Origin of the sequence: Pseudomonas tohonis (genome assembly GCF_012767755.2) — a bacterium.
GTDB classification, from domain to species: Bacteria; Pseudomonadota; Gammaproteobacteria; order Pseudomonadales; family Pseudomonadaceae; genus Metapseudomonas; species Metapseudomonas tohonis.
In genome coordinates, this window is the sequence record NZ_AP023189.1 from 3,627,247 (window position 1) to 3,650,705 (window position 23,459).

Here is a 23,459-nt window from a genome sequence, read left to right on the forward strand (position 1 = left end):
GCACTCACGCCGACTCCCCCTTCGGACGCAGTCCATCGACACGGTTGCGCGGGCGACCGGCCTCCACCGCCGCCAGCGGCTCGCAGGCCACCAGGCTGGCCATGCAGCGCCGCGCCAGCACCTGGTACTCCCGGGTGCCGCGCTGCTTCCAGGCCACCTCCTCGTCGCCGAGGCGGCGCTTCACCTCGGCCGGGGCACCCATGACCAGGGACTGCTCCGGGCACTCGAAGCGCGCCTTGACGAAGGCCGCGGCGGAGACGAAGGAGCGCGCACCGATATGCGCGCCATCCATCACCACCGCATTCATGCCCACCAGGGCGTCCTCGCCGATGCGGCAGCCGTGCAGCACCGCGCCGTGGCCGATATGGCCGTTGCGCTCCACCACCGTGTCGCTTTCCGGGAAGCCGTGCATCACGCAGGTGTCCTGGAGGTTGGCGCCCTCCTCCAGGACGATCCGCCCGAAGTCGCCGCGCAGGCTGGCCAGCGGGCCCACATAGCAGTTGGGGCCGATGATCACGTCGCCGATCAGCACCGCCGATGGGTGCACGTAGGCGCTCGGGTCCACCACCGGAACCAGGCCGTCGAGGCTGTAGCAGGTCATGGCGCAACACCCCGCGCGATGGGTTGAAGCAGGAAAAGGCGGCTCATGGTCGATCCTCGCAAGCGGATACCGCGACAAAAAGCGATGCGGCAGGCGAGGCAACTTGTATCACATCATTTTTATCGGATAAAGCCAGCGATCGCGTATCGGTTGACGCAACGCCACCGACTGCCGCCTGCAACCCGCATGAATACTGGAAAGCAACCGCACACCCAGACAAAAGGACAGCGCCGACCACGCCGGGAAACGCAAGGAGACGCCCCATTAAAGACACACAAATACAATTCAATACTTATTGTTTTGTATCGCTTCATGCGTATACTCCGGCAAACGCCAGCCCGCCCCTCGGACGGATGCCTGGCCATCCAACAACAAATGCCGGCCCAGATGCCGTGCGTGCGCCGTGAGGGCCCCTTCCAATGCCCCAGACTCTCGTCGTCCTGCCACCGGATAGAGGCGTGCGCCTCATCACCCTGCAACGCCCGGAGGCGCTCAACGCCCTGAACACCCAGCTGCTGGGCGAACTGGCACTGGAACTGGACGACGCCGAGCGCGACCCACAGACCCGCGTGGTGGTGCTCACCGGCAGCCGCAAGGCCTTCGCCGCCGGCGCCGACATCAACGAGATGGCCGAGCGCGACCTGGTCGGCATCCTCGACGACCCGCGCCAGGCCCACTGGCAACGCATCGCCCGCTTCCCCAAACCCCTGATAGCCGCAGTCAACGGTTTCGCCCTGGGCGGCGGCTGCGAGCTGGCCATGCACGCCGACATCCTCATCGCCGGCGAGGACGCCCGCTTCGGCCAGCCGGAAATCAACCTCGGCATCATGCCGGGCGCCGGCGGCACCCAGCGCCTGCTGCGCGCCGTGGGCAAGTCCCTGGCCATGCAGATGGTGCTCAGCGGCGAGGCCATCGACGCCCGCCACGCCCAGCGCGCCGGCCTGGTGAGCGAAGTGACCCAGCCGGAATTCACCGTCGAGCGCGCCCTGGCCATCGCCCGCGTCATCGCCAGCAAGGCACCTCTCGCCTTGCGACTGGCCAAGGAGGCGCTGCTCAAGGCCGAAGACACCGACCTCGCCAGCGGCCTGCGCTTCGAGCGCCACGCCTTCACCTTGCTGGCCGGCACCGCCGACCGCGCGGAAGGCCTCGCCGCCTTCCGCGAGAAACGCACCCCCGAATTCACCGGCCGCTGACCCGGCCGCCCACCACTCGACTCCATAGAGCGCACGCCATGAATTTCGAGCACATCCTGTTTTCCATCGAGGCAGGGGTCGCCACCCTCAGCCTCAACCGCCCCGAACAGCTGAACAGCTTCAACGCCGCCATGCACGGCGAGGTCCGCGAGGCCCTCAAGCGCGTGCGCCAGGACCCGGAGGTGCGCGTATTGCTGCTCACCGGCGAAGGCCGTGGCTTCTGTGCCGGGCAGGACCTGGCCGACCGCAATGTCGCGCCGGGCGCCGAGATGCCCGACCTGGGGCTGTCCATCGAGCGCTTCTACAACCCGCTGATCCGCGCCCTGCGCGACCTGCCGCTGCCGGTGATCTGCGCGGTCAACGGCGTGGCCGCCGGCGCCGGCGCCAACATCCCGCTGGCCTGCGACCTGGTGCTGGCGGCGCGTTCGGCCAGCTTCATCCAGGCCTTCTGCAAGATCGGCCTGGTCCCCGATTCCGGCGGCACCTGGAGCCTGCCGCGCCTGGTCGGCATGGCCCGCGCCAAGGCCCTGGCCCTGCTGGGCGACCGGCTGAGCGCCGAGCAGGCCGAGCAATGGGGGCTGATCCACCGCGTGGTGGACGACGCCGCGCTGCGCGACGAGGCCCTCAAGCTGGCACGCCACCTGGCCACCCAGCCCACCTACGGGCTGGCCCTGATCAAGCGCGCCCTCAACGCCAGCCTGGACAACGGTTTCGACCAGCAGCTCGAGCTGGAGCGCGACCTGCAGCGCCTGGCCGGGCGCAGCGAGGACTACCGCGAGGGCGTGGGCGCCTTCATGGAGAAACGCACCCCGAGCTTCAAAGGACGCTGAGCCCATGCACGCCCTGAACAAGGAAACCCCGGTGGCCGTGATCGGCGCTGGCGCCATGGGCGCCGGCATCGCCCAGGTCGCCGCCCAGGCCGGGCACCCGGTGCGCCTGTACGACACCCGCACCGGCGCCGCCGCCCAGGCCATCGCCGGCATCGACCGGCAGCTCGCGCGCCTGGTGGAGAAAGGCAAGCTGGACGCCGCCACCCATGTCGCCACCCTCGCCCGCCTGCGCCCGGCCGATGAGCTGGAGGCGCTGGCCGACGCCGGCCTGGTGATCGAGGCGATCGTCGAGAAGCTGGAGATCAAGCGCGAGCTGCTGCAGCGGCTGGAAGCGCTGTGCGCGCCGGGCTGCATCCTCGCCAGCAACACCTCGTCGCTGTCCATCACCAGCCTCGCCGCCGGCCTGCGGCACCCGGGCCGCGTGCTCGGCATGCACTTCTTCAACCCGGCGCCACTGATGGCGCTGGTGGAGATCGTCTCCGGCCTCGACAGCGAGCCGGCGCTGGCCGGCTGCCTGTTCGAAACCGCCCGCGCCTGGGGCAAGCAGCCGGTGCACGCGCGCTCCACCCCCGGCTTCATCGTCAACCGCGTGGCGCGCCCCTTCTATGCCGAAAGCCTGCGCCTGCTGCAGGAAGGCGCGGCCGACTGCGCCACCCTGGACGCCCTCATGCGCGAGGCCGGCGGCTTCCGCATGGGCGCCTTCGAGCTCACCGACCTGATCGGCCACGACGTCAACTACGCCGTCACCTGCTCGGTGTTCGACGCCTACTACGGCGACGCCCGCTTCCAGCCCTCACTGATCCAGAAGGAGCTGGTGGAAGCCGGCCGCCTGGGACGCAAGAGCGGCCGGGGCTTCTATGACTACAGCGAAGGCGCCGAACGTCCGCAGCCCTCCACACTCGCCAGCACGGCGACGGTGGAGGCCTGCGCCCTGGAGGGCGACCTCGGTACCGCCCAGCCCCTGGCACAGCGCCTGGAACGGGCCGGCGTGCAGGTCACCCGCCGTGACGGTGCCGGGCTGCTGCGGGTCGGCGACGCCACCCTGGCCCTGAGCGACGGCCGCCTGGCCACCCAGCGCGCCCGCGAGGACGGCCTCGACAACCTGGTGCTGCTGGACCTCGCCCTCGACTACGGCCGCACCGAGCGCCTCGGCATCAGCTGGGCGGCCGGCACCCGCCAGGGCGCCATCGACGCGGCCGTCGCCCTGCTCGCCCGCGCCGGCATCGGTGCCAGCCCGCTGGCGGACGTCCCCGGCCTCGCCGTGCTGCGCACCGTGGCCATGCTCGCCAACGAAGGCGCCGACGCCCTGCTCCACGGGGTCGCCAGCGCCGCCGACATCGACCTGGCCATGTGCGCCGGGGTCAATTACCCGCGCGGCCCGCTGGCCTGGGCCGACACCATCGGCCTTCCCCAGGTGCTGCGGACCCTGGACAACCTGCAGGCCGCCTATGGCGAGCCGCGCTACCGCCCCTCGCTGGCCCTGCGCCGCCGGGTGGCCGAAGGGAGGACCCTGCATGACCAACCGTGAAGCCCTGTCGCTGGCCGAGGCCTGCGCCAGCACCCTGTACGAACGCGACGCCGCCAGCCAGGCCATGGGCATGCGCCTGCTCTCGGTGGCCCCCGGTGCCGCGCGCGTGGGCATGAGCGTGCGCGCCGACATGCTGCAAGGCGTGGGCACCTGCCATGGCGGCCACCTGTTCGCCCTGGCCGACTCGGCCTTCGCCTTCGCCTGCAACACCTACAACGAAGTCACCGTGGCCATCGGCTGCAGCATCGACTACGTGGCCCCGGCGCACCTGGGCGACACCCTCACCGCCCAGGCCACCGAACAGAGCCGCAGCGGCCGCACCGGCAACTACCACGTGCGCATCGAGAACCAGAACGGGCAGCTGATCGCCCTGTTCCACGGCAAGTCCTACAAGGTGCGCGGCACCCTGCTCGACGAGGAATCCCTGCATGAATGACGCCCTGATCATCGACGCCGTGCGCACGCCCATCGGGCGCTATGCCGGCGCCCTGTCCTCCGTTCGCGCCGACGACCTCGGCGCGGTGCCGATCCGCGCCCTGATGCAGCGCCACCCCGAGCTGGACTGGAGCGCCGTCGACGACGTGATCTACGGCTGCGCCAACCAGGCCGGCGAAGACAACCGCAACGTCGCGCGCATGGCCGCCCTGCTCGCCGGCCTGCCGGTCACGGTGCCCGGCACCACCCTCAACCGCCTGTGCGGCTCGGGGCTGGACGCCATCGGCAGCGCCGCCCGCGCCCTGCGCTGCGGCGAGGCCGGGCTGATGCTGGCCGGCGGCGTGGAATCCATGTCCCGCGCGCCCTTCGTGATGGGCAAGTCCGAGCAGGCCTTCGGCCGCAGCGCGGAGCTGTTCGACACCACCATCGGCTGGCGCTTCGTCAACCGCTTGATGAAGCACCAGTACGGCATCGACTCCATGCCCGAGACGGCGGAGAACGTCGCCGAGCAGTTCGGCATCAGCCGCGCCGACCAGGACGCCTTCGCCCTGCGCAGCCAGCTCAAGGCCGCCGCCGCCCAGGCCAGCGGTCGACTGGCGAAGGAGATCGTCCCGGTGGAGATCCCCCAGCGCAAAGGCCCGTCGAAGTGGGTGGAGCACGACGAACACCCGCGCGGCGACACCACCCTTGAGCAGCTCTCGCGCCTCGGCACGCCCTTCCGCGAAGGCGGCAGCGTCACCGCCGGCAACGCCTCCGGCGTCAACGACGGCGCCTGCGCCCTGCTGCTGGCCAGTGCCGATGCCGCCCGGCGCTTCGGCCTCAGGCCACGCGCCCGGGTGGTGGCCATGGCCTGCGCCGGGGTCGAGCCGCGCATCATGGGCATCGGCCCGGTGCCGGCCACGCGCAAGGTGCTGGCCCTCGCCGGCCTGTCGCTCGCCGACATGGACGTGATCGAACTCAACGAAGCCTTCGCCGCCCAGGGCCTGGCCGTGCTGCGCGAGCTGAAACCGGCCGACGACGATCCACGGGTCAACCCCAACGGCGGCGCCATCGCCCTGGGCCACCCGCTGGGCATGAGCGGCGCGCGCCTGGTCACCACCGCGCTGCACGAACTGGAAGCCCGCTCCGGCCGCTACGCCCTCTGCACCATGTGCATCGGCGTCGGCCAGGGGATCGCCCTGGTCATCGAAAAACTGTAACCGCCACACCGGGCCGGGAAGGCCGGGAGTATCCTGCCTTCCTGCACTCAGGCGCCCAGCGCCACGCACAAGAACAATACGAGTGATGAAATGAACATGATCGCCAATGCCGCCTTGCTCGACCCGATGGAAACCGCCAGCGTCGACCAGCTCCGCCAGCATCAGCTGGAGCGCCTGCGCTGGAGCCTCGACCACGCCTACCGCAACGTGCCCCTGTACCGCCAGCGCTTCGACGAACTGGGCGTGCACCCGGACGACCTGAAGAGCCACGACGACCTCGCCCGCTTCCCCTTCACCGGCAAGTCCGACCTGCGCGACAACTACCCCTACGGCATGTTCGCCGTGCCCCAGGAAGAGGTGGTGCGCATCCACGCCTCCAGCGGCACCACCGGCAAGCCCACCGTGGTCGGCTACACCCAGAACGACATCGACACCTGGGCCAACGTGGTGGCGCGCTCGATCCGCGCCGCCGGCGGCCGCAAGGGCGACAAGGTGCACGTCTCCTACGGCTACGGCCTGTTCACCGGCGGCCTGGGGGCCCACTACGGCGCCGAGCGCCTGGGCTGCACCGTGATCCCCATGTCCGGCGGCCAGACCGAGAAGCAGGTCCAGCTGATCCGCGACTTCCAGCCGGACATCATCATGGTCACGCCCTCCTACATGCTCAACCTGGCCGACGAGATCGAGCGCCAGGGCCTGGACCCGCACAAGCTGGCCCTGCGCCTGGGCATCTTCGGCGCCGAACCCTGGACCGCCGAACTGCGCCGCGCCATCGAGGAGCGCCTGGGCATCACCGCCCTGGACATCTACGGCCTCTCGGAAATCATGGGCCCGGGCGTGGCCATGGAATGCGCCGAGACCAAGGACGGCCCGACCATCTGGGAGGACCACTTCTACCCCGAGATCATCGACCCGGTGACCGGCCAGGTGCTGCCGGACGGGCAGATGGGCGAGCTGGTGTTCACCTCCCTGTCCAAGGAGGCGCTGCCGATGATCCGCTACCGCACCCGCGACCTCACCCGCCTGCTGCCGGGCACCGCGCGCCCCATGCGGCGCATCGACAAGATCACCGGGCGCAGCGACGACATGCTGATCATCCGCGGCGTCAACGTCTTCCCCACGCAGATCGAGGAGCAGGTGCTCAAGGTCCGCCAACTGGCCGAGACCTACGAGATCCACCTCTCGCGCACCGGCAACCTCGACAGCATGGAAGTCCATGTCGAACCCCGTCATGGCCTGGAGCCGCTGGACCAGGCGCAGGAACTGGCGCTGTGCAGCGAGCTGGGCCGCCACATCAAGACCTACATCGGCATCACCTCGCGCGTCGTGCTGCGCCCGGCCTATTCGCTGAAGCGCTCCGAAGGCAAGGCCTGCCACGTCTACGACAACCGCGCCAAGGCGTAAGCCGCCGCAAATGAAAAGCCCCGCACAGGCGGGGCTTTTTCATGCTGCTATCGGTCAGGCGTGGGTCGGTGGCTTGATCAGGCTCTCCGCAGGGATGCCGAACATCTCGTGCAGCTTCCAGATCATCGGCAAGGTGAGGGAGCGCTTGCCATTGAGCACCTCGTAGACCCGATTGGGGCGCCCAATGGCCGGCACCAGATCGGCCACGGTCAGCCCGGATTGTTCCATGCGGAACTTGATGGCCTCCACCGGCCCCGGCAAGTCGACCGGGAAGTGACGCGCCTCATAGGCCTCGATCAGGGTGAGCATCACCTCGAAGAAATCGCCCTCGGGCGTGTTCGGCTCCGGCTCATTCTCAAAGAGCGGCGCCACCAGCTCGAGCGCTGCGCGGTAATCCGCATCGGTGCGAATCGGGCGAATATTCATGGTCTCTGATCCATTTCCACGGTGTTGGCGTCGATAGCGTCGTACTCCCGGTGAGTGCCGACGAACTTGATATAGAGCGCACCGAAGCGGCAGGCGACCGCAACCACCAGCCGATAGTCGTTGCCCTTGATATTGAAGACGACCCGGCGGCTTTTGAGGATGCTCGCGTTGCGGTACTGGTCCTTGATATCGGCTGGGCTTTCCCACTGCGCCCGCCTTGCCTCATCGATCCAGGCCAGCAGGGGCTGCTCCGCCTCGGGATGACGCTCCCAGAAAGCCTTCAACTGGCTGATCGCGACGATTCTCATGGAGGGCGATGCTAGTCCCAGGATGGGATCATACACAACCTGGAACCGCCACGCCGCCTGTCGGAACAACACGGGTATCCGCCCATGAATTGTCTCAATCGCCAATCCTGAAACGACTACCGAACGAGAGCGGCACGCGGATCGCCGCGCGCCACGAACCAGGAGATCGCTCATGAGCTATGTAGATGGATTCGTCGTCCCCGTGCCCACCGCCAAGCGCGAGGCCTATATCGCCCTCGCCCGCACCGCCGCCCAGGTGTTCAAGGACCACGGCGCCCTCAGCGTCGTCGAGTGCTGGGGTGATGACGTGCCGGAGGGCAAAGTGACCTCCTTCCCCATGGCGGTGAAACGCAAGGACGACGAGACGGTGGTGTTCTCGTGGATCACCTGGCCCTCCCGCCAGGCGCGCGACGAGGGCATGAAGAAATCCATGGACGACCCGCGCCTGCACCCCGATCCCGAGAAGATGCCCTTCGACGGGCAACGCATGATCTATGGCGGCTTCGAGGTGATAGTCGACGCCTGATGGGCATGGGTAGCCCGGCTTCAGCCCGGGACTTCTTCGCGAATGAATTCGCTCCCACAAGGGCGGCGCGATGCGCCGCTTGGCGACTGAAGTCGCCCCTACAGAAAGCGGTCAGCTCCGGCGTTGGGGTGTGCTGAGCGGTGGGCTGAAGCCCACCCTACGCACACCCGATCAGGGCTCCAGCATTGGGGATTGCAGGGCCACCAGCACCCCGTCCGCCCAGCGCAGGCGTGAGGCGACGCGGCCCGAATCCTCGCGCGCGGGTGCGGCCAGTTCGGTGGCGCCCTCCGCCAGGGCCTGGGCATGCAGCTCGGCCACATGCGGGGTGACCAGCAGTACTTCGATCGCTTCCATCAGCCCCTCGCCTCATCGGTTGCCGTGGACGAGCCCGCGCAGCGAGCGCACCAGCCAGGCGACGGCCATCAGCTCCAGCGCCACCAGCACGCCCAGCAGCTCACCGAGCTCGGCCGAGAACAGCGGCAGGCACAACCCGCCATCGGCGCAGGCGAAGAACGGACGCAGCACCGCCACCAGCACCACCATCCCCAACCCACAGGCCAGCAGCGCGAGTGCCAGGCGCCCGAGCGCCACCGAAGAAGGCACCGCGAACGGCCACGCCCCCTGCCCCCGCCAAGCCACCAACGCCGTGCCGGAACCCGGATGGAAACAGAAGGAAGAACACCCGCGCCTGAACATGAAAGCCTCCAATGCCGATGGCAGGCCGGCAGTATGCAAAGGCGCGCGACGCCGGTCTTTTAAGCTTTGGAAGGCAATTGTAAAAAATAGTAAAGGGAACGGAAACTGACGGCTTCTCCTGAAATATTGAATCTCTTTTCATTAGCCGGAAGCTTGAAGCCTGAAGCTGGAAGAAAAAGCCAACAAGCGCCCAGCCACAGCCAATCACTCTGGCTCTGGCTCTGGCTCTGGCTCTGGCTCTGGCTCTGGCTCTGAGCTTCAAGCTTCAAGCTTCAAGCTTCAAGCTTCAAGCTTGCCGCTTGCCGCTTGCCGCTTGCCGCTTTCAATTCCGACACCCGTTTTTTAATTTGATATTTATTTTTGTATCATTTAAAACTAGCGCCATGGCCAAGCCACCCCACGAACCCGCATGGCTGGAGAACGGCATGTACGCACAATTGGTAGAGACCGGCGTGAAGCGCGTGAAGGCGCTGGAGGAGATGTCCCCGGAAGAGCGCGCCTTCCAGGAAAAGATCGATGCGGAAATCAAGATCGAGCCGAAGAACTGGATGCCGGACGCCTACCGGCAGACGCTGATCCGGCAGATTTCCCAGCATGCGCATTCCGAGATCGTCGGCATGCTGCCGGAGGGCAACTGGGTGACCCGCGCGCCCACCCTCAAGCGCAAGCTGCAGCTGATGGCGAAGATTCAGGACGAGGCCGGCCACGGCCTCTACCTCTACAGCGCCATGGAGACCCTGGGCGCCTGCCGTGACGAGGAAGTGGCCAAGCTGCACAGCGGCCGCGCCAAGTATTCGAGCATCTTCAACTACCCGACCCTGAGCTGGGCCGACATGGGCGCGGTGGGCTGGCTGGTGGATGGCGCCGCCATCGTCAACCAGGTGGTGCTGCAGCGCACCTCCTACGGCCCCTACTCCCGCGCCATGATCCGCATCTGCAAGGAAGAGTCCTTCCACCAGCGCCAGGGCTACGAAATCCTCCTGCACATGATGCGCAACGGCACCCGGGCGCAGAAGGACATGGTCCAGGACGCCATCAACCGCCTCTGGTGGCCCTCGCTGATGATGTTCGGCCCCAGCGACGAACACTCCCCCAACAGCGCCCAGTCCATGGCCTGGAAGATCAAGCGCCAGGGCAACGACGAGCTGCGCCAGCGCTTCATCGACCAGACCGTGCCGCAACTGGAGCTGCTCGGCTGCACCGCGCCGGACCCGCACCTGAAGTGGAACGAGGAACGCGGCCACTACGACTTCGGCGAGATCCAGTGGGACGAGTTCTACGAAGTGCTCAAGGGCAACGGCCCCTGCAACCACGAGCGCATCGCCACCCGCCGCAAGGCCATCGAAGACGGCGCCTGGGTCCGCGAAGCCGCGGTGGCCCATGCCCGTAAACAACAACAGAAGCGCGACGCCGCCTGACCAACAAGAAGCGGCCTGACACGAGCAGGCCCACGCGAGGAGATAAAACCATGTCTGAATGGACCCTTTTCGAGGTCTTCGTGCGCAGCAAGCACGGCCTCAACCACAAGCATGTCGGCAGCGTGCACGCCGCCGACGCCGCCATGGCCATCGAGAACGCCCGCGAGCTGTACACCCGCCGCAACGAGGGCGTGAGCCTCTGGGTGGTGCCCTCCGCGCTGATCACCGCCTCCTCCCCCGACGAGAAGGAGCCGCTGTTCGACCCGGCCGAGGACAAGGTCTACCGGCACGCCAGCTTCTACGAGCTGCCGGCCGAAGTCGGCCACATGTGAGGCGCCTGCCATGACTGCCAAGCACGACCTGATCGAATACCTGCTGCGCCTCGGCGACAGCGCCCTGGTGCAGGGCCAGCGCCTTTGCGAGTGGTGCGGCAAGGCCCCGGCCCTGGAAGAGGAACTGGCGTTGATGAACGTCGGCCTCGACCTGGTGGGCCAGGCCCGCAACTGGCTGGAATACGCCGCCGAGCTGCAGGGCGAGGGCCGCGACGCCGACCACCTGGCCTACCGCCGTGACGAGCGCGCCTACCGCAACCTGCTGCTGGTGGAACAGCCCAACGGCGACTACGCGGTGACCATCACCAAGCAGTTCCTCTACGACGCCTGGCATTTCCAGGTGCTCCACGGCCTCAGCAACTCCAGTGACGAACGCATCGCCGGCATCGCCGCCAAGGCCCTCAAGGAAGTCACCTACCACCTGCGCCGCTCCAGCGAATGGGTGCAGCGCCTGGGCGACGGCACCGAGGAAAGCCACCGGCGCATGCTCGCAGCGACCCGCGAGGTGTGGCGTTTCACCGTCGAGCTGGTGAACGGCGACGAGGTGGAGCAACGCCTGGCCGCTGCCGGCATCGCAGCGGAGCCTGCGGACATCGCCGCCGCCTGGCGGGCCAGGGTCGCCGATACCTTCGCCAGCGCCACCCTGCCGCTGCCGGAGCCGGCCAGCCACTTCTACCTCTCCGGTCGACGCGGCCTGCACACCGAGCACCTGGGCCTGCTGCTGGCCGAGATGCAGTTCCTGCAGAGGGCCCATCCCGATGCGTCCTGGTGAGCTGATCGCCAGCGACCGTGGCGCCCGCCCCGGCGTGCCCGCCGACCTGGCGCGCGCCTGGTCGGTGCTCGGCGCGGTGATGGACCCGGAAGTGCCGGTGGTCAGCGTGGTCGACCTCGGCATCGTCCGCGCCCTCGACTGGCAGGGCGGCCACCTGCACGTGGTGGTCACCCCCACCTACTCGGGCTGCCCGGCCACCGAGGTGATCGAGCGCGACATCGAACGGGCACTGGAAGGCGCCGGTTTCGCCGCGCCGAACCTGGAACGCCGCCTGGCACCGGCCTGGACCACCGACTGGATCAGCGACGAGGGCCGCGAGCGCCTGCGCGCCTACGGTATCGCCCCGCCCAGCGGCAGCACCAGCAAGCGCGCCCTGTTGGGGGACGCCCCGGAAATCCGCTGCCCGCAGTGCGGCAGCGTGCATACCGAACAGTTGAGCGAATTCGGCTCCACGGCCTGCAAGGCCTTGCACCGTTGCAAGGACTGCCGGGAGCCGTTCGATTACTTCAAGTGCATATAGGAGAGCGAACACAGTCCGTTGCCACTGGCACCGGTTGTATTCGTCCTCCATGCGGTAAAGCCGCGGGAGAACAACAATGAGCAAGTTCCACAGCCTGACCATCAAGGACGTGCGCCCGGAAACCCGCGACGCCGTATCCATCGCCTTCGACATTCCCGCCGCGCTGCGCGAGAGCTTCCGCTTCACCCAGGGCCAGCACCTGGTGGTGCGCACCCAACTGGACGGCGAGGAAGTGCGCCGCTCCTACTCCATCTGCACCGGCGTCAACGACGGCGAGCTGCGCGTCGCGGTCAAGCGCGTGGCGGGTGGGCGCTTCTCCAGCTGGGCCAACGAGCAGCTCAAGGCCGGCCACAGCCTGGAGGTGATGCCCCCGTCCGGCCACTTCAACGTGCCGCTGGACCCGGTGCGCCGCGGCCACTACCTCGCGGTCGCCGCCGGCAGCGGCATCACGCCGATCCTTTCCATCGTCAAGACCACCCTGGAAACCGAGCCCCACAGCCGCGTCACCCTGCTCTACGGCAACCGTTCCAGTGCCTCCGCACTGTTCCGCGAGCAGCTGGAGGACCTGAAGAACCGCTACCTGCAGCGCCTCAACCTGATCTTCCTGTTCAGCCGCGAGCAGCAGGACGTGGACCTCTACAACGGCCGCATCGACGCCGACAAGTGCGGCCAGCTGTTCCAGCGCTGGATCGACGTGCGCGCCCTGGACGCCGCGTTCATCTGCGGCCCGCAGGCGATGACCGAGACCGTGCGCGACCAGCTCCGCGCCAACGGCATGCCGGCCGAGCGCATCCACTTCGAGCTGTTCGCCGCCGCCGGCAGCGAGCACAGGCGCGAAGCCCGCGAGGCCGCCCAAGAGGCAGGCAGCGCGCAAAGCCGGGTGACGGTGATCAGCGACGGTCGCGAAGTGAGCTTCGCGCTGGCGCGCAACAGCCAGAGCCTGCTCGACGCCGCCAACGCCCAGGGCCTGGAACTCCCCTACTCCTGCAAGGCCGGCGTCTGCTCCACCTGCAAGTGCCGGGTGGTCGAGGGCGAGGTGGAGATGGACAGCAACTTCGCCCTGGAGGACTACGAGGTGGCCGCCGGCTACGTGCTGTCGTGCCAGTCCTATCCCGTCAGCGAGAACGTGACCCTGGACTTCGACCAGCTCTGACCCCAACCCCGAACCGTAGGGTGGGCCGGGCGGCGCTCCGTTTCAGCCCACCAGCACGCCACGCGCGCCCATCGGTGGGCTGAAGCCCACCCTCCGAGAAGCACCAGCTCCGCCCGTTTCACTTGCGCTGCACCGCCTCGACAACCACAAGAAAAGAGAGAGCAACCATGACCCCGCACGACCTCGATCGCATCCGGCAACACCCGGATTTCATCCAGCTGGTCCGGCGCAAGCAGCGCCTGACCTGGTCCCTCACCGCCGCCATGCTGGCGATCTACTACGGCTTCGTGCTGCTGGTGGCCTTCGCCCCGGAGCTGCTCGGTCGTTCCCTCAGCGGTGGGGTCACCAGCGTCGGCATGCTGGTGGGCGTGGTCATCATCCTGCTGGCCTTCGGCCTCACCGGCATCTACGTGGCGCGCACCAACCGCGTGCTCGACCCGCTGAACGACAAGCTCAAGCAGGAGTGCGCGCCATGAAGCCCCTCCTCGCCCTCTGTGCATCCTCCGCCCTGCTGGCCTCGGGCACTGCCCTGGCAGCCGATGCCGGCGCGCGGCCGTTGAACTGGAACGCCATCTACATGTTCCTGGCGTTCGTCCTCTTCACCCTCGGCATCACCCGCTGGGCCGCCCTGCGCACCCGCTCCACCGCCGACTTCTACACCGCCGGGGGCGGCCTCAGCGGCTTCCAGAACGGCCTGGCGATCGCGGGGGACATGATCAGCGCGGCGTCCTTCCTCGGCATCTCCGCGATGATGTTCATGAACGGCTACGACGGCCTGCTCTACGCCCTGGGCGTGCTCGCCGGCTGGCCGATCATCCTCTTCCTGATCGCCGAGCGCCTGCGCAACCTGGGCCGCTTCACCTTCGCCGACGTGGTCTCCTACCGCCTCGACCAGAGCCCGATCCGCATCACCGCCGCCTTCGGCACCCTCACCGTGGCCCTGCTCTACCTGGTGGCGCAGATGGTCGGCGCCGGCAAGCTGATCGAGCTGCTGTTCGGCCTCAGCTACCTGCAGGCCGTGCTGCTGGTGGGCGTGCTGATGGTCTGCTACGTCACCTTCGGCGGCATGCTCGCCACCACCTGGGTGCAGATCATCAAGGCGGTGCTGCTGCTCTCGGGCACCAGCTTCATGGCCTTCATGGTGCTCCGGCACTTCGGCTTCAGCACCGAGGCGATGTTCGCCGCCGCCACCTCGGTGCACGCCAAGGGCGCCGCGATCATGGCCCCGGGCGGGCTGCTGTCGAACCCCGTCGACGCCATTTCCCTGGGGCTCGGCATGATGTTCGGCACCGCCGGCCTGCCGCACATCCTCATGCGCTTCTTCACCGTCAGCGACGCCAAGGAGGCGCGCAAATCGGTGTTCTACGCCACCGGCTTCATCGGCTACTTCTACCTGCTGCTGATCGTGGTCGGCTTCGGTTCCATCGTCATGGTCGGCACCAACCCCGAATTCCGCGACGCCGCCGGCGCCATCATCGGGGGCGGCAACATGGTCGCCGTGCACCTGTCCCACGCCGTGGGCGGCAGCCTGTTCCTCGGCTTCATCTCCGCCGTGGCCTTCGCCACCATCCTCGCGGTGGTCGCCGGCCTGGCGCTGTCCGGTGCCTCGGCGGTGTCCCACGACCTCTACGCCTGCGTGGTGCGCAAGGGCCAGGCCAGCGAGCGCGAGGAGATGCGCGTATCGCGTATCGCCACCCTGGGCATCGGCGTGCTGGCGGTGATCCTCGGCATCCTCTTCGAGTCGCAGAACATCGCCTTCCTCTCCGGCCTGGTGCTGGCCATCGCCGCCTCGGTCAACTTCCCGGTGCTGTTCCTCTCCATGTTCTGGAAGGGCCTGACCACCCGGGGCGCCGTCGCCGGCAGCCTGGCCGGCCTGGCCTCGGCCATCGCCCTGCTGGTGGCGAGCCCGGCGGTCTGGGTCAACGTGCTGCACCACGAGCAGGCGCTGTTCCCCTACGCCAACCCGGCGCTGTTCTCCATGACCCTGGCCTTCTCCAGCGCCTGGCTGTTCTCGGTCACCGACCGCTCCGAACGCGCCACCCGGGAACGCGGCCGCTACCTGGCCCAGTTCATCCGCTCCATGACCGGCATCGGCGCTGCCGCCGCCAGCCGTCACTGACTCCTCGGCCGCCCCATGCTCCTGCCGGAGCCGGGCGGCCCCTACACCTCGGACACCGCCTCAAGGAGAACCACCATGAGCAACCTCACCACCCTGCAGAGCCTCATCGCCGGCCGCTGGATCGGCCAGCACGGCGCCCAGACCCTGCGCAGCGCCATCGACGGCAGCGCGCTGTGCCGCACCCATGAAGAGCGCCCGGATTTCGCCGAGGCCGTCGAGTTCGGCCGCCGCCGGGGCATCCCCGCGCTGATGGCGCTGGACTTCCAGCAACGCGCCGCGCGGCTCAAGGCCCTGGGCCTGTACCTCAACGAGCGCAAGGAGCAGCTCTACGCCCTGTCGCGCCACAGCGGCGCCACCCGCGCCGACAGCTGGATCGACATCGAAGGCGGCAGCGGCACCCTCTTCGCCTATGCCGGCATCGGCACCCGCGAGCTGCCCTCGGGCAACGTGGTGCACGAAGGCCCGGCCATGCCGCTGGGCAAGCAGGGCCTGTTCGCCGGCACCCACATCCTGGTGCCGCGCGGCGGCCTCGCCGTGCACATCAACGCCTTCAACTTCCCCATCTGGGGGATGCTGGAGAAGTTCGCGCCGAGCTTCCTCGCCGGCATGCCCTGCATCGTCAAGCCGGCCACCGCCACCAGCTACCTGACCGAGGCCGCCGTGCGCCTGATGCACGAATCCGGCCTGCTGCCCGAAGGCAGCCTGCAACTGGTGATCGGCGGCACGGGCGACCTGCTCGACCGCCTCCAGGGCCAGGACGTGGTGACCTTCACCGGCTCCGCCGACACCGCCGCCAAGTTGCGGGTGAACGCCAACCTGGTGCGCCACTCGGTTCCCTTCAATGCCGAGGCGGACTCGCTCAACTGCGCCATCCTCGCCCCGGAAATCACCCCGGACGACCCGGAGTTCGACCTCTTCGTCAAGGAAGTGGCCCGCGAGATGACGATCAAGGCCGGGCAGAAATGCACCGCCATCCGCCGCGCCATCGTGCCGGCGAAACACATCGACGCCGTGGCCGAGCGCCTGCGCGAGCGCCTGGCCAAGGTGGTGATCGGCGACCCGGCCATCGACGGCGTGAAGATGGGTGCCCTGGCCTCCCACGCCCAGCAGGCCGACGTCGCCGCGCGGGTGGAAACACTGCTGGCCGGCAGCGAGCTGCTGTTCGGCGCCCGCGACGGCTTCGCCCCGCAGGGTGAAGGCGTCGCCGAAGGTGCCTTCTTCGCCCCGACCCTGCTGCGCGCCCGCGACCCGCATGCCGAAGGCGGCGCCCACGACATCGAGGCCTTCGGCCCGGTGAGCACGCTGATGGCCTATGACGACATCGACGAAGCCATCGCCCTCGCCGCCCGTGGCAAGGGCAGCCTGGTGGCCAGCCTGGTGACCCGCGACCCCGCCGTCGCCGCTTACGTGGTGCCGCGCGCCGCCGCCCTGCACGGGCGCCTGCACATTCTCGATCGCGAATCCGCCGCCGAATCCACCGGCCACGGCTCGCCGCTGCCGATGCTCAAGCACGGTGGCCCCGGCCGCGCCGGCGGTGGCGAGGAACTGGGCGGCCTACGCGCGGTGAAACACTACCTGCAACGCACCGCCGTGCAGGGCTCGCCGACCATGCTCGCCGCCGTCACCGGCGAATACGTGCGTGGCGCCAAGCTGATCGAGACCGAGGTGCACCCGTTCCGCCGCTGGTTCGACGAGCTGCAGGTCGGCGAGTCGCTGCTCACCCACCGCCGCACCGTCACCGAGGCCGACATCGTCAACTTCGGCTGCCTCTCGGGCGACCACTTCTACATGCACTTCGATGAGCTGGCGGCCAAGGAATCCCAGTTCGGCAAGCGCATCGCCCACGGCTACTTCGTGCTCTCCGCCGCCGCCGGACTGTTCGTCTCCCCGGCCCCGGGCCCGGTGCTGGCCAACTACGGCCTGGATACCCTGCGCTTCATCAACCCGGTGGGCATCGGCGACACCATTCAGGCGCGCCTGACCTGCAAGCGCAAGATCGACCAGGGCAAGAAGAGCGCCAAGGGCGAACCCCAGGGCGTGGTGGCCTGGGACGTGGAAGTCACCAACCAGAACGGCGAGCTGGTCGCCAGCTACGACATCCTCACCCTGGTGCTCAAGCGCCCTGCCTGAGCCAGGTATCGCGCAGCACCTCCCCGCAACTCCAGGTAGCCCGGGCTTCAGCCCGGGTTCACCCCTCTGCCCTACACCCGAACGATTCCCACGCAATCTGGCATGCACAGCCAAGCGGTTGGCAAGCAGGCACAAGGCTCGCGCGAGGGCGATACGTACCATCGCCGCATGGGCCGATCCGCGTAGAGCCCCCCACGCCAACACCAACAACAACGGGAATCCCACGCATGCAAACTCTCACCCGCGTCACGCCGCTGTTCCGCCTTTCGACCCTGGCCCTGCTGGTGGCCTGCGCCACCCAGGCCGGGGCCTACGAGCTCTACGCCGACGAGGACACCCACCTCAACGCCGACCTGGAAGCCGTGTTCGGCGTCTTCCACAGCCAGAAGAACTACGCCACCACCGGCACCAAGGACAAAGGCTCGTCCAGCTGGCGCGAGGGCTACATCAAGTACGGCATCAGCGGCGACCAGGGCCTGGGCGGCGCCGGCACCGGCTACGGCGCGTTCAACCTGCTCAGCTCCGCCACCTGGGGCGATGGCGACGCGGCGGGCTTCACCGACGGCGACGAGCGCACCACCAAGATCGAGGACGCCTACCTCGGCTGGCGCTCCGGCAGCCTGTTCGAGGCCCTGGGCGAGGACGGCATCGACGTCTCCTTCGGCCGCCAGAACATCTCGGTGGGCGACGGCTTCCTGATCAACGGCGACGCGCTGAACCTGGGCAACGGCCCGGCCGATGGCGAGTTCGACCGTGGCGGCGCCTACTGGCTGGCGGCGCGCAAGGCCTTCGACCAGACCGCCGTGCTGCGCATCGGCGGCAAGGACGGCTGGCGCGGCGACCTGATGTGGCTGAAGTCCGACAACCGCTCCCAGGCCAGGCCCGAGCTGTTCGTCGGCACCCTGGAGCACGTGGCCGAGCAAGGCACCGTCGGCCTGACCTGGATCGACATCCGCGACATCGATGAAGAGTACGCCTCCCCCATCCAGCTCGACCGCGACGGCATGAAGACCTACAGCCTGCGCGCCCAGGGCAACGCCGGCGTGGAGAACCTGTTCCTCTCCGGCGAATACGCCTGGCAGGACAAGAAGACCGCCGACAACGAGGACGCCTGGTACCTGGAAGCCGGCTGGACCTTCGCCGACCTGCCCTGGAGCCCCAGCGTCAGCTACCGCTACAGCCGCTTCTCCGAAGCCTTCGACCCGCTGTTCTTCGGCTTCAACCGGGGCTACGGCACCTGGTTCCAGGGCGAGGTCGCGGCCAACTACGCCGGCCCCTTCAACAGCAACACCCGCGTCCAGCACGTGGCGCTGAAGGCCACCCCGCTGGAGAACCTGAGCATCGGCGCGCTGTATTTCGACTTCGACACCATCGACCGCAACCTGGGCAACTTCGACGGCCGCGAGCTGGACCTCTACGCCGAGTGGGCGGTCAACGACAACCTGGTGATCATGCCGGTGGTGGGCCTGTTCGAGCCCAGCCGCAGCGCCGACAACGGCGGCACCCAGATCGGCAGCAACGACCGCAACCTCTACACCCAGCTGGTCTTCGCCAGCCACTTCTGAGCCCCTGGCGGCGGGCCTCCCGCCGCCCTTCCCCCCGAGCACGCCATGCGTACACCTTCCCTGAGCATCCAGAGCCGCATCACCCTGCTCGCCAGCGCCTGCCTGATCCTCGTGGTGGCGCTGCTGGTGGGGCTTTCGCTGTACCAGACCCGGCTCAGCACCGAACGCGTCAAGGCCTCCAGCAGCCGCATGCTGGCCAACGCTGCCGAAGCCCACATGCAGGCCCAGGCCCGCGTGCAGGCGCTGCAGATCCAGCGCACCTTCCTGCAGACCTACGAATACGGCCAGGGCCTGTCGCGCTTTGTCCTCTACCTGCGGGCGCGGGCGACGGCCGGCGAGCTGACCGCCGCCGAACTGCGCCAGCGCGTGGCCGAACAGATGCGCAGCGCCGTCCTCGCCAAGCCCGACCTGCTCGGGCTTTTCGTCATCTTCGAGCGCGACGCGCTGGACGGCGCCGACAGCCAGTTCGTCGGCCAGGACCAGGCCTTCGGCAACGACGCCGGGCGCTTCTCGCTGTACTGGGTGCAAGGCAAGCCCGGCGAGCTGCAACCGGTGGTCGGCCCGGAGCAGATCCTCACCGACACCTCGCCCGGCCCCAGCGGCAGCCCCTACAACGCTTTCTACACCTGCCCCCGGGACAGCCGCCGCGCCTGCCTGCTGGAACCTTATTTCGACGACGCCTCCGGTACCCGTCGGCTGGTCACCAGCGTCGCCTTCCCGCTGATCGAGAACGGCAAGGTGATCGCCGTGGTCGGCCTCGACATCAGCCTCGACGCCCTGCAGCGCAGCGCCCTGGACGGCAGCGCCCAGCTGTTCGACGGCGCCGGCCAGCTGGGCATCCTCAGCACCGGTGGCGTGGTCGCCGGCTACAGCGCCGATGCCAACGCCCTGGGCAAGCGCCTCGACCAGGCCCTGCCCGAGGGCGCCGACGCCGTGCTCGGCAGCCTGCGCGAGGCCAAGGCGCGCAGCCTGGTGGACGAGCAGCGCATCCGTGTCCTGGAGCCGCTGGAGCCCATCCCCGGCGCCGCGCCCTGGGGTGTGCTGGCGACGGTGCCGCAACGCGTGCTGCTGGCCCCGGCCGAAACCCTGCAGAAGGAGCTGGACGCCGAGCGCCTGGCCAGCTCCGCCCTGGAGTTCGGCCTGGGCAGCGGCGCCGCCCTGCTCGGCGTGCTGCTGATCTGGTTCGCCGCCTTCCGCATCACCCGCCCGCTGCAAGGCCTGACGCGCATGCTCGAAGCCATCGCCCAGGGCGAAGGCGACCTCACCGGTCGCCTGGCCGTGCACTCCCGCGACGAGTTGGGCAAGCTGGCCGCCGCCTTCAACCGATTCGTCGAACGCATCCACGCCTCCATGGGCGAGGTGGCCTCGGCCACGGGGCGGGTCAACGAGGTCGCCCAACGGGTGCTGGCCGCCTCCAACGCCTCGCTGCGCAACTCCGACGAGCAGGCCCAGCGCACCAACAGCGTGGCTGCCGCGATCAACGAGCTGGGTGCCGCTGCCCAGGAGATCGCCCGCAACGCCGCCGACGCCTCGCACCAGGCCTCCGATGCCCGCGAACTGGCCGAGGAAGGCAAGCAGGTGGTCGGCAAGACCCTCACCGCCATGCATGAGCTGTCCAGCAAGATCAGCGCCTCCAGCGCACAGATCGAGACCCTCGCCGGCAAGACGGTCAACATCGGCCAGATCCTCGACGTGATCAAAGGCATCTCCGAGCAGACCAACCTGCTCGCGCTCAACGCCGCCATCGAAGCGGCCCGCGCCGGTGAGGCCGGCCGTGGCTTCGCCGTGGTCGCTGACGAGGTGCGCAACCTCGCCCACCGCACCCAGGTGTCGGCCCAGGAGATCCACCAGATGATCGAGGAACTGCAGGTCGGCTCCCGCGAGGCGGTCGGCACCATGAGCGAGAGCCAGCGCTACAGCCAGCAAAGCGTCGAGATCGCCAACCTGGCCGGCGAACGCCTCTCCAGCGTCACCCAGCGCATCGGCGAGATCGACGGCATGAACCAGTCCGTCGCCACCGCCACCGAGGAACAGACCTCCGTGGTCGAAGCGCTGAACATGGACATCACCGAGATCAACACCCTCAACCAGGAAGGCGTGGAAAACCTCCAGGCCACCCTGCGCGCCTGCGCCGACCTGGAGCAACAGGCCGAACGGCTCAAGCACCTGGTGGGCAGCTTCCGCATCTGACCGGCAGCCCCGTGCCCCCTGGGTTGAGTGGATCCCCGCGTTCGCGAGGATGACGAGGGGCGGAAAGGTTCGCGTTACCCCGTCACCCCGTGGGAGCGAATTCATTCGCGATGCGGCGCCCCAGGCAACGCCGTGCCCGCCGGCTTGAGTGGATCCCCGCGTTCGCGAGGATGACGAGGGGAGCACAACCATCCCCACACACCGTCACCCCCGCGCACGCGGGGGCCCACTGGACAACCGGCACTACACTTTCACCTGTACGCAACCCCCTGGCACGCCGGCACAACGGCTGGCACAGGCAGACAACGGGTTGGCAGACAGAGCAATTTCCCTGGCACAGCCACAAGGCAGACTGGTACTGCAGAAATCTGCCAACGTACCCGCGATCCGCCAGACCAATAATTCAGGGAGCCCCCCTAATGCGAATAAACAGGATCCTCGTCCATTCAGCGCTGAGCCTCGGCCTTGCGCTGGCGGGGCTGAACGCCCATGCGGACCTTCCCGCCGACACCATCGGCCAGGTGACCTTGCCCTTCCCGCCCGAACCGCACCGCGCCTACATCGTCGACGTGGAGTTCGAGAACTTCGTCGCCGGCCGCGTGACGGTGGTGGACCCGGAGAAGAAGAAGATGCTCGGCATGGTCAGCACCGGCTTCGCCGCGCCCTCGACCCTGAGCCGCGACGGCAAGCGCCTGTACACCGCCGACCTGTTCTATTCGCGCGGCACCCGGGGCACCCGTACCGACGTGCTGACCGCCTGGGACACCTCGACCCTGTCGCCGTCCTGGGAGGTGCTGATCCCCACCAAGCGCGCCGAGATGCTGACCCAGCGCTACTCACTGGGCACCAGCAGCGACGACCGTTTCGTCTACGTCTACAACTTCACCCCGTCCACCTCGGTGACCGTGGTCGACACCCAGGCCAAGGCGGTGACCGCCGAGATCGCCATCCCCGGCTGCGTGCTCAACTACCCGGTGGGCAAGCGCGCCTTCGCCTCGCTGTGCGGCGACGGCAAGCTGCAGGTGATCACGCTGGACGAGAGCGGCAAGGAAGCCTCGCGCACGCAGACGCCGTTCTTCGACCCCAACGCCGAGAAGCTGGTGGAGCGCGGCATCGCCGTGGGCGAGCGCTACTACTTCACCACCACCGAGGGCGAGGTGCGCGGGGTGGACTTCTCCGGCGACACGCCGAAGATGCTCGAACCCTGGTCGCTGACCACCGACGCCGAGCGCAAGGCCGGCTGGGCACCGGGTGGCTGGCAGCTGCTGGCCGTGGCACCGAAGCTCAACCGCCTGTACGTGCTGATGCACGACGCCCACGAGCCGATGAAATGGGAAGACCCGAGTCCCTTCGTCTGGGTCTACGACCTGAAGACCGGCAAGAAGGTCGCCACCCTGGAAGCGCCCAACCCGATCTGGAGCCTGGCCGCCACCAACGACGACAAGCCATTGCTGCTGGGTACCAACATCACCGGCGGGCTGGAGGTCTTCGACCTGGCCAGCGGCAAGCACACCGGCACCATGGAAAAGATCGCCAAAACCCCGATCCAGATCCTCAGCCACTAGGAGGTCCGCATGTACAGCGACCCGATCTTCATCATCGCCAGCGCCCTCGCCGTCGCGGTGATCCTGGCCAGCGCCGCGACCCACAAGTTGCGCGCCCCGGCCCGGTTCCGCGACCAGGTGGAGGCCTATCAGCTGCTGCCCAAGGCGCTGCTCAAGCCCTTCGCCCGGCTGCTGCCGCTGCTGGAGGTGGCCCTGGCCTTCGCCCTGCTGGTGCCCGCCAGCCGCAGCGTCGCCGCGCTCGGTGCGGCCCTGCTGCTGGCCGCCTACGCCGGCGCCATCGGCCTGAACCTGTGGCGCGGCCGTCGCGACATCGATTGCGGCTGCTCCGGCCCGGACCAGTCCCAGCCCATCCGCCCGCAGCTGCTGCTGCGCAACGCGGTGCTGGTGGCCCTGGCGCTGGTCGCCACCCTCACCCCCGGCGCCCGCGAACTGGGCGTCTTCGACGGCTTCGTGGTGATCGCCGCGGCCGCCGTCGCCCTGCTCATCTATGCCGCGGCCGATGGCCTGCTGGCCAACAGCCCCCGTCTGCTCAAACTCATTGGAAGGTGA

Annotated in this window: 23 protein-coding genes and 1 pseudogene; 19 read left to right on the plus strand and 5 right to left on the minus strand. The window is 68.5% G+C overall.

All coding sequences use genetic code 11. The annotated features are described in order from the left end of the window. Positions 1–4 precede the first annotated feature (4 nt). Positions 5–601 (minus strand): phenylacetic acid degradation protein PaaY, encoded by a 597-nt coding sequence (gene paaY, locus HSX14_RS16475; protein WP_173179635.1) that lies wholly within the window; start codon positions 599–601, stop codon positions 5–7. A 419-nt stretch (positions 602–1,020) separates the two neighbouring features. Here paaY and paaF point away from each other — a divergent pair, with 419 nt between their 5' ends. The 6 genes from paaF (at position 1,021) to paaK (ending at position 7,190) form a co-directional block, all read left to right on the plus strand. Further along, positions 1,021–1,794, plus strand: a complete 774-nt coding sequence (gene paaF, locus HSX14_RS16480) for a 2,3-dehydroadipyl-CoA hydratase PaaF (protein WP_173179637.1) — start codon at positions 1,021–1,023, stop codon at positions 1,792–1,794. Between the two features lie 38 nt (positions 1,795–1,832). Beyond that, entirely contained in the window at positions 1,833–2,624 is a 792-nt protein-coding gene (paaG, locus tag HSX14_RS16485) for a 2-(1,2-epoxy-1,2-dihydrophenyl)acetyl-CoA isomerase PaaG (protein ID WP_173179639.1), read from the plus strand. A gap of 4 nt (positions 2,625–2,628) precedes the next feature. Then, on the plus strand, positions 2,629–4,152 hold the full coding sequence (gene paaH, locus HSX14_RS16490; RefSeq protein ID WP_173179641.1) for a 3-hydroxyacyl-CoA dehydrogenase PaaH: 1,524 nt from the start codon (positions 2,629–2,631) through the stop codon (positions 4,150–4,152). Continuing rightward, positions 4,139–4,588 carry a hydroxyphenylacetyl-CoA thioesterase PaaI gene (gene paaI / locus HSX14_RS16495; protein WP_173179643.1) on the plus strand — a complete coding sequence of 150 codons (450 nt, stop codon included), beginning with the start codon at positions 4,139–4,141 and terminating at the stop codon, positions 4,586–4,588. Before paaH ends, paaI begins: the two co-directional genes overlap by 14 nt. After that, a complete protein-coding gene (pcaF, locus tag HSX14_RS16500) occupies positions 4,581–5,786 on the plus strand; it encodes a 3-oxoadipyl-CoA thiolase (protein ID WP_173179645.1) in 1,206 nt (401 codons plus the stop codon). Before paaI ends, pcaF begins: the two co-directional genes overlap by 8 nt. A gap of 90 nt (positions 5,787–5,876) precedes the next feature. After that, positions 5,877–7,190, plus strand: coding sequence for a phenylacetate--CoA ligase PaaK (paaK, locus tag HSX14_RS16505; protein ID WP_173179647.1), 1,314 nt, complete (start codon positions 5,877–5,879; stop codon positions 7,188–7,190). Between the two features lie 54 nt (positions 7,191–7,244). Here paaK and HSX14_RS16510 read toward each other — a convergent pair whose 3' ends face one another. Together HSX14_RS16510 and HSX14_RS16515 are read right to left on the minus strand one after the other, a co-directional pair. Further along, entirely contained in the window at positions 7,245–7,616 is a 372-nt protein-coding gene (locus HSX14_RS16510) for a helix-turn-helix domain-containing protein (protein WP_173179650.1), read from the minus strand. Beyond that, positions 7,613–7,924, minus strand: coding sequence for a type II toxin-antitoxin system HigB family toxin (locus HSX14_RS16515; protein ID WP_173179651.1), 312 nt, complete (start codon positions 7,922–7,924; stop codon positions 7,613–7,615). The genes HSX14_RS16510 and HSX14_RS16515 overlap by 4 nt, the downstream gene beginning before the upstream one ends. Before the next feature lie 172 nt (positions 7,925–8,096). On the opposite strand from HSX14_RS16515, the gene HSX14_RS16520 reads away from it, so the two are divergent. After that, positions 8,097–8,450 (plus strand): DUF1428 domain-containing protein, encoded by a 354-nt coding sequence (locus HSX14_RS16520; RefSeq protein WP_173179653.1) that lies wholly within the window; start codon positions 8,097–8,099, stop codon positions 8,448–8,450. A gap of 171 nt (positions 8,451–8,621) precedes the next feature. Here HSX14_RS16520 and HSX14_RS16525 read toward each other — a convergent pair whose 3' ends face one another. Together HSX14_RS16525 and HSX14_RS16530 are read right to left on the minus strand one after the other, a co-directional pair. After that, the gene (locus tag HSX14_RS16525; protein ID WP_173179655.1) at positions 8,622–8,804 is read right to left on the minus strand and encodes a hypothetical protein; all 183 of its coding nucleotides are present in this window, start codon (positions 8,802–8,804) and stop codon (positions 8,622–8,624) included. 12 nt (positions 8,805–8,816) lie between these two features. Beyond that, positions 8,817–9,041 carry a hypothetical protein gene (locus HSX14_RS16530; RefSeq protein ID WP_173179659.1) on the minus strand — a complete coding sequence of 75 codons (225 nt, stop codon included), beginning with the start codon at positions 9,039–9,041 and terminating at the stop codon, positions 8,817–8,819. A 530-nt stretch (positions 9,042–9,571) separates the two neighbouring features. On the opposite strand from HSX14_RS16530, the gene paaA reads away from it, so the two are divergent. The 12 genes and pseudogenes from paaA (at position 9,572) to HSX14_RS16590 (ending at position 23,459) form a co-directional block, all read left to right on the plus strand. Continuing rightward, entirely contained in the window at positions 9,572–10,564 is a 993-nt protein-coding gene (gene paaA / locus HSX14_RS16535; protein ID WP_173179661.1) for a 1,2-phenylacetyl-CoA epoxidase subunit PaaA, read from the plus strand. A 50-nt stretch (positions 10,565–10,614) separates the two neighbouring features. Next, on the plus strand, positions 10,615–10,896 hold the full coding sequence (gene paaB, locus HSX14_RS16540; protein ID WP_111262632.1) for a 1,2-phenylacetyl-CoA epoxidase subunit PaaB: 282 nt from the start codon (positions 10,615–10,617) through the stop codon (positions 10,894–10,896). A gap of 10 nt (positions 10,897–10,906) precedes the next feature. Next, a complete protein-coding gene (gene paaC, locus HSX14_RS16545; RefSeq protein WP_173179663.1) occupies positions 10,907–11,668 on the plus strand; it encodes a 1,2-phenylacetyl-CoA epoxidase subunit PaaC in 762 nt (253 codons plus the stop codon). After that, positions 11,655–12,188 carry a 1,2-phenylacetyl-CoA epoxidase subunit PaaD gene (gene paaD, locus HSX14_RS16550; RefSeq protein WP_173179665.1) on the plus strand — a complete coding sequence of 178 codons (534 nt, stop codon included), beginning with the start codon at positions 11,655–11,657 and terminating at the stop codon, positions 12,186–12,188. Before paaC ends, paaD begins: the two co-directional genes overlap by 14 nt. A 76-nt stretch (positions 12,189–12,264) precedes the next feature. Further along, positions 12,265–13,341 carry a 1,2-phenylacetyl-CoA epoxidase subunit PaaE gene (gene paaE / locus HSX14_RS16555; protein WP_173179667.1) on the plus strand — a complete coding sequence of 359 codons (1,077 nt, stop codon included), beginning with the start codon at positions 12,265–12,267 and terminating at the stop codon, positions 13,339–13,341. Between the two features lie 167 nt (positions 13,342–13,508). Then, complete coding sequence (locus tag HSX14_RS16560) at positions 13,509–13,817, plus strand: DUF485 domain-containing protein (RefSeq protein ID WP_173179668.1); 309 nt, start codon at positions 13,509–13,511, stop codon at positions 13,815–13,817. Next, on the plus strand, positions 13,814–15,460 hold the full coding sequence (locus tag HSX14_RS16565; protein WP_173179670.1) for a cation acetate symporter: 1,647 nt from the start codon (positions 13,814–13,816) through the stop codon (positions 15,458–15,460). The genes HSX14_RS16560 and HSX14_RS16565 overlap by 4 nt, the downstream gene beginning before the upstream one ends. Before the next feature lie 75 nt (positions 15,461–15,535). Then, positions 15,536–17,590: a phenylacetic acid degradation bifunctional protein PaaZ gene (paaZ, locus tag HSX14_RS16570; RefSeq protein WP_173179672.1), complete on the plus strand. Its 2,055-nt coding sequence runs from the start codon at positions 15,536–15,538 to the stop codon at positions 17,588–17,590. A gap of 227 nt (positions 17,591–17,817) precedes the next feature. Further along, on the plus strand, positions 17,818–19,155 hold the full coding sequence (locus tag HSX14_RS16575) for an alginate export family protein (protein WP_173179674.1): 1,338 nt from the start codon (positions 17,818–17,820) through the stop codon (positions 19,153–19,155). A gap of 1,110 nt (positions 19,156–20,265) precedes the next feature. Continuing rightward, a pseudogene (locus tag HSX14_RS31645) lies at positions 20,266–21,345 on the plus strand (methyl-accepting chemotaxis protein); the annotation flags it as partial. Between the two features lie 419 nt (positions 21,346–21,764). Further along, on the plus strand, positions 21,765–22,910 hold the full coding sequence (locus HSX14_RS16585; protein WP_173180357.1) for an amine dehydrogenase large subunit: 1,146 nt from the start codon (positions 21,765–21,767) through the stop codon (positions 22,908–22,910). Between the two features lie 9 nt (positions 22,911–22,919). Continuing rightward, the gene (locus HSX14_RS16590) at positions 22,920–23,459 is read left to right on the plus strand and encodes a MauE/DoxX family redox-associated membrane protein (RefSeq protein WP_173180356.1); all 540 of its coding nucleotides are present in this window, start codon (positions 22,920–22,922) and stop codon (positions 23,457–23,459) included.

Excerpts from the sequence above, each read along its gene's own strand:
- HSX14_RS16520 (WP_173179653.1), top strand. The coding sequence starts at position 8,097 with ATGAGCTATGTAGATGGATTCGTCGTCCCCGTGCCCACCGCCAAGCGC.
- HSX14_RS16585 (WP_173180357.1), top strand. The coding sequence starts at position 21,765 with ATGCGAATAAACAGGATCCTCGTCCATTCAGCGCTGAGCCTCGGCCTT.
- paaA (WP_173179661.1), top strand. The coding sequence starts at position 9,572 with ATGTACGCACAATTGGTAGAGACCGGCGTGAAGCGCGTGAAGGCGCTG.
- HSX14_RS16510 (WP_173179650.1), bottom strand. The coding sequence starts at position 7,616 with ATGAATATTCGCCCGATTCGCACCGATGCGGATTACCGCGCAGCGCTC.
- paaE (WP_173179667.1), top strand. The coding sequence starts at position 12,265 with ATGAGCAAGTTCCACAGCCTGACCATCAAGGACGTGCGCCCGGAAACC.
- paaK (WP_173179647.1), top strand. The coding sequence starts at position 5,877 with ATGAACATGATCGCCAATGCCGCCTTGCTCGACCCGATGGAAACCGCC.
- paaH (WP_173179641.1), top strand. The coding sequence starts at position 2,629 with ATGCACGCCCTGAACAAGGAAACCCCGGTGGCCGTGATCGGCGCTGGC.
- HSX14_RS16590 (WP_173180356.1), top strand. The coding sequence starts at position 22,920 with ATGTACAGCGACCCGATCTTCATCATCGCCAGCGCCCTCGCCGTCGCG.
- paaG (WP_173179639.1), top strand. The coding sequence starts at position 1,833 with ATGAATTTCGAGCACATCCTGTTTTCCATCGAGGCAGGGGTCGCCACC.
- HSX14_RS16575 (WP_173179674.1), top strand. The coding sequence starts at position 17,818 with ATGCAAACTCTCACCCGCGTCACGCCGCTGTTCCGCCTTTCGACCCTG.
- HSX14_RS16525 (WP_173179655.1), bottom strand. The coding sequence starts at position 8,804 with ATGGAAGCGATCGAAGTACTGCTGGTCACCCCGCATGTGGCCGAGCTG.
- paaD (WP_173179665.1), top strand. The coding sequence starts at position 11,655 with ATGCGTCCTGGTGAGCTGATCGCCAGCGACCGTGGCGCCCGCCCCGGC.
- HSX14_RS16560 (WP_173179668.1), top strand. The coding sequence starts at position 13,509 with ATGACCCCGCACGACCTCGATCGCATCCGGCAACACCCGGATTTCATC.
- paaZ (WP_173179672.1), top strand. The coding sequence starts at position 15,536 with ATGAGCAACCTCACCACCCTGCAGAGCCTCATCGCCGGCCGCTGGATC.
- paaB (WP_111262632.1), top strand. The coding sequence starts at position 10,615 with ATGTCTGAATGGACCCTTTTCGAGGTCTTCGTGCGCAGCAAGCACGGC.
- paaF (WP_173179637.1), top strand. The coding sequence starts at position 1,021 with ATGCCCCAGACTCTCGTCGTCCTGCCACCGGATAGAGGCGTGCGCCTC.
- pcaF (WP_173179645.1), top strand. The coding sequence starts at position 4,581 with ATGAATGACGCCCTGATCATCGACGCCGTGCGCACGCCCATCGGGCGC.
- HSX14_RS16565 (WP_173179670.1), top strand. The coding sequence starts at position 13,814 with ATGAAGCCCCTCCTCGCCCTCTGTGCATCCTCCGCCCTGCTGGCCTCG.
- paaI (WP_173179643.1), top strand. The coding sequence starts at position 4,139 with ATGACCAACCGTGAAGCCCTGTCGCTGGCCGAGGCCTGCGCCAGCACC.
- paaC (WP_173179663.1), top strand. The coding sequence starts at position 10,907 with ATGACTGCCAAGCACGACCTGATCGAATACCTGCTGCGCCTCGGCGAC.
- HSX14_RS16515 (WP_173179651.1), bottom strand. The coding sequence starts at position 7,924 with ATGAGAATCGTCGCGATCAGCCAGTTGAAGGCTTTCTGGGAGCGTCAT.
- paaY (WP_173179635.1), bottom strand. The coding sequence starts at position 601 with ATGACCTGCTACAGCCTCGACGGCCTGGTTCCGGTGGTGGACCCGAGC.